The organism is Pseudoalteromonas sp. BSi20311 (genome assembly GCF_000239875.1).
Lineage (GTDB): Bacteria > Pseudomonadota > Gammaproteobacteria > Enterobacterales > Alteromonadaceae > Pseudoalteromonas.
Genome location: NZ_BADU01000002.1, coordinates 60,043 through 72,596, shown reverse-complemented (window position 1 = coordinate 72,596; position 12,554 = coordinate 60,043). Strand labels below are relative to the sequence as shown.

Annotated in this window: 12 protein-coding genes and 1 riboswitch; of the genes, 6 read left to right on the top strand and 6 right to left on the bottom strand. The window is 42.1% G+C overall.

What is annotated here, in order from left to right; genetic code table 11:
- Positions 1-174 precede the first annotated feature (174 nt).
- The 3 genes from P20311_RS00475 to P20311_RS00465 all read right to left on the bottom strand — a co-directional run bounded on the left by P20311_RS00475 (position 175) and on the right by P20311_RS00465 (position 3,681).
- The gene (locus tag P20311_RS00475) at positions 175-1,233 is read right to left on the bottom strand and encodes an OmpA family protein (protein WP_008108419.1); all 1,059 of its coding nucleotides are present in this window, start codon (positions 1,231-1,233) and stop codon (positions 175-177) included.
- 331 nt (positions 1,234-1,564) lie between these two features.
- On the bottom strand, positions 1,565-2,974 hold the full coding sequence (locus P20311_RS00470) for a YdiU family protein (RefSeq protein ID WP_008108417.1): 1,410 nt from the start codon (positions 2,972-2,974) through the stop codon (positions 1,565-1,567).
- Positions 2,975-2,976: 2 nt separating this feature from the next.
- Positions 2,977-3,681 (bottom strand): DNA-3-methyladenine glycosylase I, encoded by a 705-nt coding sequence (locus P20311_RS00465; protein ID WP_008108415.1) that lies wholly within the window; start codon positions 3,679-3,681, stop codon positions 2,977-2,979.
- Positions 3,682-3,868: 187 nt separating this feature from the next.
- Positions 3,869-4,048: riboswitch (Lysine riboswitch) on the top strand.
- A 127-nt stretch (positions 4,049-4,175) separates the two neighbouring features.
- On the opposite strand from P20311_RS00465, the gene dapA reads away from it, so the two are divergent.
- The 5 genes from dapA (at position 4,176) to P20311_RS00440 (ending at position 9,365) form a co-directional block, all read left to right on the top strand.
- A complete protein-coding gene (gene dapA, locus P20311_RS00460) occupies positions 4,176-5,060 on the top strand; it encodes a 4-hydroxy-tetrahydrodipicolinate synthase (RefSeq protein WP_008108414.1) in 885 nt (294 codons plus the stop codon).
- Between the two features lie 15 nt (positions 5,061-5,075).
- On the top strand, positions 5,076-5,816 hold the full coding sequence (locus tag P20311_RS00455) for a 2,3,4,5-tetrahydropyridine-2,6-dicarboxylate N-succinyltransferase (protein ID WP_008108412.1): 741 nt from the start codon (positions 5,076-5,078) through the stop codon (positions 5,814-5,816).
- Positions 5,816-7,021: a PLP-dependent decarboxylase gene (locus P20311_RS00450; protein WP_008108411.1), complete on the top strand. Its 1,206-nt coding sequence runs from the start codon at positions 5,816-5,818 to the stop codon at positions 7,019-7,021. Before P20311_RS00455 ends, P20311_RS00450 begins: the two co-directional genes overlap by 1 nt.
- Before the next feature lie 5 nt (positions 7,022-7,026).
- Positions 7,027-8,148, top strand: a complete 1,122-nt coding sequence (locus P20311_RS00445) for a succinylglutamate desuccinylase/aspartoacylase family protein (protein WP_008108408.1) — start codon at positions 7,027-7,029, stop codon at positions 8,146-8,148.
- Positions 8,149-8,333: 185 nt separating this feature from the next.
- A complete protein-coding gene (locus P20311_RS00440; RefSeq protein ID WP_008108407.1) occupies positions 8,334-9,365 on the top strand; it encodes a phospholipase A in 1,032 nt (343 codons plus the stop codon).
- A 53-nt stretch (positions 9,366-9,418) separates the two neighbouring features.
- On the opposite strand, the gene P20311_RS00435 is transcribed toward P20311_RS00440, so the two are convergent.
- On the bottom strand, positions 9,419-10,312 hold the full coding sequence (locus P20311_RS00435) for a bifunctional GNAT family N-acetyltransferase/hotdog fold thioesterase (protein ID WP_008108405.1): 894 nt from the start codon (positions 10,310-10,312) through the stop codon (positions 9,419-9,421).
- 123 nt (positions 10,313-10,435) lie between these two features.
- Here P20311_RS00435 and P20311_RS00430 point away from each other — a divergent pair, with 123 nt between their 5' ends.
- Positions 10,436-11,182: a spermidine synthase gene (locus P20311_RS00430; RefSeq protein WP_008108403.1), complete on the top strand. Its 747-nt coding sequence runs from the start codon at positions 10,436-10,438 to the stop codon at positions 11,180-11,182.
- Here the strand turns inward: P20311_RS00430 and dtd are convergent.
- Positions 11,179-11,616, bottom strand: a complete 438-nt coding sequence (dtd, locus tag P20311_RS00425) for a D-aminoacyl-tRNA deacylase (protein ID WP_008108401.1) — start codon at positions 11,614-11,616, stop codon at positions 11,179-11,181. The genes P20311_RS00430 and dtd overlap by 4 nt on opposite strands.
- Positions 11,617-12,498, bottom strand: a complete 882-nt coding sequence (locus P20311_RS00420; protein WP_036984554.1) for a virulence factor BrkB family protein — start codon at positions 12,496-12,498, stop codon at positions 11,617-11,619. It abuts the gene before it with no gap.
- Between the last annotated feature and the right edge of the window lie 56 nt (positions 12,499-12,554).

Here is a 12,554-nt window from a genome sequence, read left to right as displayed (position 1 = left end):
ACGCTCAATTATAAAGCTTTTATGTATAGATTAAAATCCATCCACCTGGGCAACTAGTTATATCCATTATTAATAATATGAATAGTAGGTTAAGTAAAATCAACTTTCATGAATACCTATTACTGGCATAAAAAAACCCAGCCTAAGCTGGGTTTTTACTCAATTATAAAACTATTAACGTAGTACTTTTACACGTTTAATAGATTTTACTTTTGCTTCAACGCGACGGTTTTCAGCGTGAGCTTCTGCCGTATTTGCTGGATTTTTAAGACGCTCTTCACCTAAACCAGCTGTTGTAATGCGATCTTCTGCAATACCATCAGCAATTAGCTTTTTAGCTACTGCATCAGCACGTTTTTTAGATAACCACTTGTTGTAAGATGCTTTACCTACTTCTGAAGTGTGACCTTCAAGTAATACTGTTGTATCAGGGTGATCGTTCAAGAAAGAAGCCACTGCATCAATATCATTTAAGTATTGATTAGATACAGATGAATCATTGTTAGGGAATGTCACTAACAAGCTTACTGTTACCTCAGTATCTTCATAAAGTGTACAGCCATCGCTATCAACCGCATCTGTCATCGGTGTGTTAGCACATTTATCATCAATATCTGGAATACTGTCTTTGTCAGTGTCTACAGGTGTTACTGGTACTGGAACAATTTCTGGCTCAGGTGCTGGCTCAACCACTGCTACTGGCGCTGATTTTTGGCCAAAGAAGTAGTTAATACCTAATTTTGCGCCAACATCTGTGTAGCCTTTGTCTAAACCTTGGTAAACGCTGGTTTCAGCATTTACAAAGAAGTTGTCTGTAACAAAGTGTCGGTAACCTACACCTGCGTTTACAAACGTGTTGTCATCAACAACATCAATATCTTTCAGACCGAATAAACCGTAAAAAGGACCGCCACCAAAGTGGTAAAGCGCATCGATACCGTAACGTTCGCCGTCAATATCGTTGCGATTGTTAAGTACTTTATCATGAGCATTGAAGTCTAGATCTGCGTACTCTAAACGCGCACTCCAGTAATCATTAAAGCGGTAGCCTAATTCAGCACCCCAGCCTGTTGACTCATTAACGTCAAGGCCAGCTTGCTCACGCATGTTTTTCCACGAAGCATCGTAATAATCGCCGAATGCACCGATGTAAAAGCCTTCTTGCTCGGCTGCGAAAGTAGATGCGCTAGTTGCAGCTAACGCAATAGCCATTGTAAGTGATTTTAATTTCATTGTTTTCTTCCCATTTTAACAACTAAAAATGTAGCTAAGCATTGCTAGCTCTTCCAACTTACCTATATAGTAACTGAGTCTTTGTTAATCAATGCTTAACGCAAATATATTTTTTTCAATATCTAGGATAATAAAACTAGCTCATAAAAAATGTCGATGAACACAAGCTAGCTCAGGCTAGCTCAAAAAGCAAACAATCGCTTTAAACCCCACACGATCACTGGCCTTTATGGAGTTATGGTATCACCCGTTCATAGTTTACTCTATGAATGAACATCGCAGGGGTAAAAAATGACCTTTTATATTCATTTTAAAACGCAACAATGAATACTTAAGTACCACAAAAAGTACGATAATTCTTATCATCTTCGGGCGGCGTTTGAAACTCTGTGACCTGCACATGGCTTGAGTAAGGGCTCGCCATCACTTGGCTAAAACGACTGAGTAGCTCACTATCCCCATGCGTAGTGTACTGAGTAATAATATCTTCAATAATATGATTACGCGGAATCACACTTGGATTTGCCTGTCGCATTATATTATAACTATGCTCATTAGTTCGTGTTTGCCATTGCTGCGCCCATGATACGAGTGCTGATGGTATTTGCGCTTGTCCATTTAACGATTCAGTTAACGCATTAAAAGTATTGGTATAATCAAGCTGGTGTTGTTTTAATAACCCTAGTAACTCTCCCACCAACTCATTATCTTTATCATCCGCGACTGTTAACCCTAACTTTTGCGCCCACATAGCGCTAAATTGTTGGTTAAATTGCGTTGAAAAGCCCTCAATTAAAGGCGTCATCATTGCCACCGCTTGCTCGTCATCGTCACTGATCAGCGCTATTAGACTCTCTGCTAAGCGGGCACAGTTCCAACTTGCCATGTTTGGCTGATTACCAAACGCATAACGCCCTTGTTTATCAATAGAGCTAAACACGGTATCAAAATCAAACTGGTTCATCATGGCACATGGGCCGTAATCTATGGTTTCACCACTAATTAAGGTGTTATCGGTGTTCATAACACCATGAATAAATCCCACCCTCATCCAGCTTATGACTAAGTTAACCTGACGACTAATCACCGCCGCTAAAAAATCCAAGTAACGCTGGGCGCCAGTGCTGTTAATTTCAGGGTAATGTCTTTGAATGGCTAAGTCGGCTAAGTTTTTTAAACTGGTAACATCGCCTTGGGTGGCTAAATATTGAAACGAACCCACTCGAATATGACTACTCGCGAGTCGCGTTACAATAGCGCCAGGTTGAGGCGGGTTACGATAAACGGTTTCGCCACTACCAACCACGGCTAAACAACGCGTGGTTGGAATACCAAGCGCGTACATTGCTTCGCTCATTACGTACTCGCGAATGGCGGGACCTAATGCACAGCGCCCATCGCCACCACGCGAAAATGGCGTAGCGCCAGCGCCTTTTAACTGCACATCCCAAAGCTGGTTTTTATCATCACTAATCGCGCCAAGTAAATGCGCTCGCCCGTCTCCTAAGCGCGGAGAAAAGTGACCAAACTGATGCCCCGAATACCCAAGTGCAACTGCAGAAACAGCTTGGGGCTCATTACCGCTGAATACACTTGCCCGAGAATCGGCATTCACTTGTATATTAAATTGTTCGGCTAAGGGCTCATTCCATAACAATAATTGTGGCGCTGCCACCTTGGCTGGATGATCGCTAATTGCAAACCCCTCACCAATGTCGGTATACCTTGGCACTAATTTCATGTTTAATCCTGTTGTTGTTGGCTTATACCTATACGGTTGTCGCCGACACCATAAGCGACAATTAAGCTTAGCTCTTGCATACTTAAGCCGCTTTGTTGCTGTAGCTCATTGAAGAATGCCTGCGCTGCAATCAGTGACTTTTTAGTTTGTAAGCCACCGTCTATAATTTTATGGGCACGCAAATAGCTCTCTACATCCCTTGAAAGTAAAAAAGTATCTTTTCCTAAGGCACGCAACGCATAAGGACCGGTATTACCACCAAGCCTCGCACCATGCTTTTTTAAATAGGCCCACAAACCAATAATATCTTCACTTGGCCAGTTAGCAATAAACTGACTAAAACTGCCGTGCTGCTCTGCAACTTCATGGATCATATACGCATTATCAGTAATGGTTTTTACTTTTTTATAATTGCGCACAATTCGTTCGTCACTGGCTTTTTGTTCTAACATGTCTGGTGGCATCATCAATAGCTTTTCAACACTAAAGTCCCAAAAAACCTCTCTAAATCCGGCCCACTTACTGTTGATCACCGACCAATAAAAGCCACTTTGAAAAACCTTCCGAGTAAATTCTTCTAGCCAATCATCATCACTTAATGTGACGAGTTGCTTTGTTGATAAAGGTTTTGCGAGTAACAATTTAAGCATTTTTTCAGAGCCCTTTCGCTCCACTGCACGCTTATAAATATCGCTAAATTTTTCCATCTACTTAATACCTTACTTCGACCATGAAACTAGTTTACGAGAAAAGCAGCCAATACGTAACCGTTGCTATTATCGATGAACTATTCTGTATTTAGTCACTTGACACCTAGACGGCTAAAGTGGTTTAATCGCCACACTTACCCTATTACATTGTATTTGCTGATTGATTTTTCAATAGCAAGTGCAAAGGGCTGGAAGAGGTGCGTTATTCAGGTAGCGTATGTTAGGAGCGCAAACTCCATTGAGCATACGTGAGGGGAATTAACGCCGAGAGGTAACACTTTTTTGTGAAAGATTACTTCGGGCGACTAGGTTGAATCCTAGCGACTGTCACCAATAACATATTTGGTGGAGAGCTTCTGGTCTTAGTATAATAAGGCCGTGCGCCCTATTATTTAAGCCCATTCGCTCTTCGAATTATAAATACATTCAAAGAGTCAGGCACCCTAAATACCCGCCAATAACTCGACGAATGCCCTATAAGTTCGTGAGAGATGATCAACAACTTCAATATTAACAATTTCCATTTATGGACTGCGCTGATCACCCCATTTGATCAAAATGGCCTAGTTGATTACGCAACCTTAGACACCTTGGTGGCCGAACAAGAAGCCGCTAACAACGGCATTTTATTACTTGGTAGCACTGGCGAAGGGTTAGCCCTGACCCTAAAAGAGCAGCAAGCCATCGTAGAACATGTTTGCCAATTACAGCCGAGCGTCCCGCTTATGGTCGCAGTCGGTGGTAGTAACTTAAAGCAGCAGCTTGAATGGGTTAACTACTGCAACCAACTGCCTATTCATGGTTTTTTACTTGGCTCGCCTTTGTACGCCAAACCCGGTGCAGTGGGGCAAACGCATTGGTTTGAAAGCCTGCTCAATGCCAGTTCTCATCCTTGTATGCTTTATAACGTACCAGGACGTAGTGCGGTTAGCATTCCCATTGCAACCATTGAAAACCTCAAACAACATAAAAATTTATGGGCACTCAAAGAAGCCAGTGGCTGTATTTCTCAATTTGAAGCCTATCGACAAGCAGCGCCTGAATTAGCCATTTTTAGTGGTGACGATGCCCTCATGCCTTATTTTGCCCAAGCAGGTGCAAAAGGTTTAGTGTCGGTTGCAGCCAATGCATGGCCAGTGCAAACTCATGAGTTTGTAAAGCGCAGTTTAAGCGGCCAACACCCTAATCTTTTTGCCCAGTGGTCTAGCGCTATCAATAGCTTATTTTCAGTAGCAAACCCTATCCCAGTCAAAGTGTTAATGCATTTACAAGGGCGTATTAGCAGTCCGCATTTACGTCCACCTTTAACACACCTTGAGCTGACATACACAGATGACATTTCATCGGCAAACAACACCATTTTATCTTGGCATTAAATACAGGTTTTTATAATGAGCTGGTTAGAACTATTAAATAATTTAGAAACGGGCGCAGTTCGCGCAGCAACACAAGACGAAAACGGCCAATGGCACGCTAACGTAGAAGTAAAGCAAGGCATTTTAGAGGCGTTTAAAAACGGCACTAACATGGAGTTTCCTGGTGGCTTTGTTGATAAACATAATCTAGCGCCGCAATGCTTTGAAGCCACAGCAGGCGTTCGCATGGTGCCAGGTGGTTCAAGTGTACGTCGTGGTGCACATGTCGCCAAAGGCACTATTATTATGCCACCTGCGTACGTAAATATTGGCGCCTTCATTGACGAGGGCACTATGGTAGATAGCCACGCATTGGTTGGCTCATGTGCGCAAGTGGGTAAAAATGTTCATTTGAGCGCTGCGGTACAATTAGGCGGGGTACTTGAGCCTATTGGCGCCAACCCTGTGGTCATAGAAGACGATGCATTCATCGGTGCAGGCTGTGTGATTGTTGAAGGCGTGGTGGTTAAAAAAGGCGCGGTACTTGCCCCAGGTGTTCGCTTATCTGCAACCATTCCTGTTTTTGACTGCGTTAATGAGCGCCAGCTTGATAAAGGCGAAGCAATCCCTGAATATGCGATTGTGATCCCAGGTTCTCGCCCTGCGTCAAACGACTGGGCGCGTGCTCAAGGCTTAAGTATGTCGTGTGCCTTAATTGTTAAATACCGTGACGAGCAAAGTGACGCGTCATTACTTCTGGAAGAGGTTTTACGTTAATGACCTTTTTGAGCACGCCCGTTAAAAGCGCTATTGATGAGCTTTCGAGTAAACTCGATACTCCATTTTTTGTCTACGACCTCGACTCACTAGATGCGCACCTTGCGCACTTAGTGGCGCAAACCGAAGTAAAGCTTTGGTATGCGGTTAAAGCCAATCCCCTATCTAAAGTGATACAAAGTTTAGATAACGCTGGTTTTAACTTTGATGTCGCCAGTAAAGGCGAGCTTGAGCAAGTACTTGCCCAAGGAATTAACAGTGAACGCGTGCTCAACACGGGGCCTGCAAAAAGCCCTAAACAAATTAAGCACTTTATTGCGCATGGCGTACGTACCTTTGTGGCCGAAAGTCTCAATCAGGTACGTTGGCTCAACGAACAAGCGATGGCCCAGCAGTGTCAGTTACAGGTTTTGCTGCGTGTTCAATTACGCTGGCCCGAGGGTGATAAAAACCCACTAGGTGGCGACAGCCTTACCCCATTTGGGCTTGGCTGCGATGAATGGCAATCGCTAAATACTAATGACTACACAGCACTGAGCTTTGATGGCCTACATATTTTTCAGTGGGGTAACATGCTCAGCAGCGACAAACTTGCCGATCTGTGGGCGCAAATGATTGCGCCGTTAAGGCAACTTGCTGAGCATTTAAGTATTAACCTTAATATTCTGGATTTAGGTGGCGGCTTAGGTATTCCTTACACCCTTAATGATCCGACTTTAAGCTGGGATGCATTAATAGCAGCCCTTGCAAAAATTAAACGCGATGCGGGTGTTAAAGAGCTGTGGATGGAACTAGGTCGCTATGCTGTAGGCGAGTGCGGCCACTACGCTACACCTGTGGTTGAACGCAAATTAAACTACGGTCAACAACAGGTGATTATGAGCGGCGGTATTAATCATTTATTGCGCCCAGCGGTTACCAGTCAAAATTTCCCTGCGCGTTTATTACGAGATTCAAACGCAGTAAACCAATCAATGAGCCTATATGGGCCATTATGTACCGCGCTGGATTGCTTAGGGGAGCACCAATTGCCGGGCGATTTAAATGAACATGACTGGCTGGTGTTTAGTCAATGCGGTGCGTATGGTTTTACCGAAAGCATGCCGTACTTTTTATGTCATGAACTGGCCGGTGAATATGTTATACACCATGGCGAAATCAACTGTATTCGCCAAGCAGAAGATGCAAGCCACTACTTGAGGTAAAAAAGATGAATAACACCACAGCTATAAGCCAAGAAAACATTGTAGTTGGTGAAGTGGCAAATGGCCTACCACTGACTATTCCTGTGTATCGTTTAAAAGGCGATGGCACAGGACCAAGTGTGTATATACAAGCTAATATGCATGGCGCCGAAGTGCAAGGTAACGCGGTTATTTATCAGCTACTTGAACAGCTAAAAAACCTTAATTTAAAAGGTGATATTACCTTAGTTCCCTACGCTAACCCCATTGGCTGTAATCAAAAATCAGGCGAATTTACGCTTGGCCGATTCGATCCTATTACCGGCACAAATTGGAATCGTATGTATCACTGTAATAATCAGCTTGCATCACATTTTGCAAAGCAGTATTGCGATGCCGATGATCAGATTCTAAAAACAGCGTTTAAAGCAGCTCTAATTAGTGACGTTGAGCAACAACTTAATGGCCCAGACTATCGTTTAACAACGGGTAAACGCATAGCGCTAAACTTACAAAGACTAGCGCATCAAGCTGATATTGTTTTAGATTTACACACCGGCCCTATTTCTAGTCAGCACTTATATTGCCCTGAATATGCCACTGAAAGTGCGCGTTACTTTAATATTCCCCATGTGCTAGTGATCCCTAATGACTTTGATGGCGCAATGGATGAAGCGAGCTTTTGTCCATGGTGGCAACTTAGCGAGCAACTTGCTCAGCAAGGCCGTGAATTTAACGTGCAAGTTGAAGCCTTTACGGTAGAGCTTGGCAGCCAAGAGAAAATAGATTTAAGCGCGGCACTTGACGATGCTCAAAGTATTTTAAGTTACCTTAATCACAAACAGGTATTTGCTGATGCGCCCTACAAGCCAAAAGTGATGACAAGATATGGCTGCCAACTAAATGATTATATTGCTTACTATGCGCCTATGGGTGGCATGGTTGAATACCTAGCACCGCTTGGTGGTCACATTAAAGCGGGCGAACCGATAGCAAAAATACTGCGAATGGAACGCTACTTAAGCGAGCAACCACTGCAAACATTAAGCTTTGATCTTGATGCGATTGCGATATTGCACTTTGCCTCAGCCAGTGTGAACCAAGGTACTGAGCTTTATAAGTTTTTTACAAACGTCTTTGAGCTATAGCTCACCCCTTCTCATTGCGTGAGAGTCTAACTAGCGCGTTATTAGCTAGTTATCCAGTAAAAGCGACCTAGGTCGCTTTTCTTTTTTGCCATATTAAAGTTCAGGACAAGTTCACCGTATATGTGTTAAAAAGGCGTTATAATTACCACAAATCTATTACTTCCCTCACTTACAAAGGAATTATAATGAGTTGGCGCCACTGGATACTACTCTCAACATTACTAAGCACTGCTGTTATTGCTGAAGAAACAGCAAAAAACGAGCAAAACAATGAACTTGAGCTGGTTAAGCAATGTATTTTAAATGAAGTGATAGGTGGAGACGGTAAACAAACTCTCGATCAATTACGCGAAAAATGCTCTGCCGTTGAGGAAAACAAGCAGCTAACGGCTATCGACAAACGCCAAGCCCGTGAAGCGGTTGGTAAAAAAAATCGTAATGTAATTACACCGCATAAACGTAATTATATTTTACCGGTTTCTTATATGTCGAACCCAAACACTCGCCCGTTTGATGGATTTGCAGAATTAACTGATAAAAAAGATGGTGACCCTCTCGATAACCTCGAAGCTAAATATCAGCTATCAATTAAAGTACCTTTATATGATGAGTTTGCCGACTCAGACCAAGCCATATTTTTTGGCTTTACGCTGCAGTCATACTGGCAAGTATATAACGACGATATTTCCTCCCCTTTTCGTGAGACAAATTACGAACCAGAAGTATTTTGGATTAATTACTTAGACCCTGAAAACGTTTTATGGGGCGATGAAATGGCAATAGCCATTGGTATTTCGCACCAATCTAATGGTCGTAGTCAGCCAAACTCGCGTTCTTGGAATCGCATTTATGCCGATTTCATTTGGGAAAAAGACGGCTTTGTATTTAGCTTTAAACCTTGGTATCGCATTCCTGAAAACAAAAAGCCCGCGCCGTTAGATGCACGAGGTGACGATAACCCTGATATCTATAAATACATGGGTTACTTTGAATTTGATGGCGCGTATCGCTTTCACGATCATGAATTTAGTTTTATGACTCGTAATAATTTAAATTCAGATAACCGCGGGGCAATTCAGCTTGATTGGTCATTCCCTCTATGGGGAAGAGTACGCGGCTATGCGCAGTACTTTAATGGCTATGGTGAGAGTTTAATAGACTATAACGCCGATATTGAACGCTTTGGTGTCGGTATATTACTAACTGACTTGCTGTAAAAAATGCTTATAAAAAAAGCCAAGCAACTCGCTTGGCTTTTTCGTTTATTTTATCACTTTTTAACCACAAACTGCCCTTCAAACTGGGCAACTACTTGGTCACCATCAAAAATGGTTACTGGTACTAAATAGCTCGCCTTACCCGCCTCTTGTAACTCCATTAAGTTACCTTTACAGGTTTGAATATCAACACAGCCTTTAGGGTCGGTATTCAGTGGTTTTAAATATTTAATATTAGCATCGGCTAACACTATATTGCCCTCAAGTCCGGCTTCTTTTAATGCTAAATACGTTGCACCCCAACCCGTTAATGTAGCTAGGCTATAAATAGAGCCCGCAAACATGGTGTTGTGTAAGTTTAAGTTAGCATTTAAATCTGCCCGAGTAGTAAATTGCCAATCAGTGTAGCTTTCTACTTTTATCCCCATTGCATCACTAATAGGGATTGATTCACGCCATGTATTTTGCAGTACTTGAGTCCAATTAGGGTGACGAAACCAACCTGGTTCACTCGGCTTAAGCTTAACCATTTTATAATGCTGAACATCACCATAGGCTAAATGCGCTTTTTCTTTATTTTCGTAGCCATGGCGCTGATAAAATTCCAGAGCACGTTCGCGAGCAAACAGCACCAACTCATCAGCATCTTGATTCCACGCTATTTTTTCGAGTTCATGTAACAAGCGGCTACCAATATGTTGATTGCGGTTACCTTCTGCAACCGCCATATAACGTACTTGAGCTTGTTGCTGGTTATTAAAGTGCAAACGCGCTACACCCAATACTTCACCTGCTTTATTTTTAATAAAGCGGTGTTCAGCTTCTTGCTCTAAATCGTCTTGCTCAGAACCACGAGGTTCGCCCCATGGTGCACGTAAAACTTGCCAGCGTAATTGATAATAGGCTTGCCAGTCTTCACTACTTTGAGGGGTGCTCACTTGAAACATACAGACTCCATAAATTAAAAATGTAAAAATATTACGCTGTGCATTTTGTGAAAAACACCATACTCGATCTGGGTAAAACTGCAAATACGACTTTGGTTTCCTATAAATGACTGTAAAAAATTAATGACAAAATCGATTGCGCTTTACCGCTGCTGGTTTATGCTCAATACCATGAATAAATATATCCATGATAGCAGTGGCCTGATCAGCAGGCACTTTATTGAGCATAGTACATCGCTAGGCCAGTTACTTTATTGGCATAATCAACATGGCATAAATATACAAGTTCGAGAGCATCAACAGCTGCGCTGGCTACTTATTAACAACACCTTGCAATCAGTTATTTTAACCCGGAGTCCACAAGTATTACTGTTTCCTCACCTTGCCTATTTAGCAACGGTTTGGCAGCAACGACCAGCGCCTAAAAAAATACTTGAGCTCGGTTTAGGTGGCGGTGCTATACGTAACTACTTATTAAAACAGTACCCTCAAGCGCAGCTGACTTCAGTAGAAAAAAACCCTCATATAATTGACTGTTATCAAGATTTTTTCGCCCTTAATGAACAGGGCCAAATTTACTGTAAAGACGCACAAACAGTTTTAAAGTCAGCGGTGAATATAGATTGGATTATTTTAGATTTATTTAGTGAACTCGATGCCCCTAGATTCTTATTTGATCTATGTTTTTATCAAACAATTTATGATGCGCTTGCTCAGCGGGGCATCTTATTTATTAACTTTTTATCGCAACATGCCTCCCAACTTACACAGCTACAACTTGTACTGAAGCGCGTATTTGGGGAGACTGTTAGTATTAAAAAGATCACCGGATTTGTAAATCACATTGTGATTGTAGAAAAAACACTTTAAGCGGTTAAGTTGAAGGTAACCGGCCCATCGTTACATAAGCTAACCTGCATGTCGGCTGCAAATTCACCTGTCGCTACCTTAATTCCGAGTAATTTGGCTTGCTCGACAAAGTAATTATATAAGGTTTGCGCTTGATCTGGTGTGGCTGCCGATGAAAAACTAGGACGCATGCCTTTTTTGGTATTAGCTGCAAGTGTGAATTGCGATATGACTAATAGCTCGCCTTGTATATCCTTCAGGCTGAGGTTCATTTTATCGTGTTCATCACTAAAAATTCGATAATTGCTGACTTTGTGTAGTAGTTTATCAGCAACACGCTCATCGTCTTCTTTTTCAATACCTAGCAGTAATACAATACCTTGTTTTATTTCACCAACGACCTGTTGCTCTATTGCCACACTGGCGTGTGTTACCCGTTGAATTAGCCCCTGCATTTATTCACTATCCTCTGCTTGTTGCTCTTTTTTATTATAATGTTGCATGTTAATACACACGGTAAATTCAGCACCTAGTAGCACCACTACCCACGACAAGTACACCCATACAAACAAAATAGGAATGGTCGCTACCGCACCATAAATCACTTCATATGATGGAAAATGGCTAATATATAAAGCAAAGCCTTTTTTGGTTAACTCAAATAACAATGCAGCAAACAGTGCACCGGGAATAGCCGCCCTAAATGAAACTCGTGTATTCGGCACTAAGGTATACAACATAATAAAACCAGCCATAGAAATAGCATAAGGGAGTAGTTTTAATAAAAAACCACTGAACCCAGGGATCCCCTGATCGGCAAACGACACTAACGACACAATATAAGAGGTGACACCAATACTCGCACCCAGTAGTACAGGCCCCAAACTCAGTACCATCCAATACACAGCAAACGATATCATCATTGGGCGCTTTTTCTTTACTCGCCAAATACGATTGAGAGTCGCATCCACATTGCGGATCAATAGCAAGGCAATAGCGGCTAAAAAGCCAATACCTACCGCCGTCATTTGATTAGCATTACCAGCAAACGAGCTAATATGCTCTTTAATAACATCAGAAGAGGTTGGCACAAAATTAGTAAATAAAAAACTTTCAATGGCTAAACGGGTGGATTCAAACCCTGGAAAAGCAGAGAATATTGCTACACCAACCGCTATCAACGGAACTAGCGACAACAAGGTAACGTATGCTAAATACCCTGCATTAATGGTTATTTGATCGTCTATACAGCGATTTAAATATTGCATCCACCAGCCTGGTTGCTGTTTTAGAAACACCTTAACTTGCTGTTTATAATGGGAGAGCTTATCATTCATACAATTAACTTTGTTGGTGAGCTTTTGATTATAATAACAATCAAGGCCATAATTTA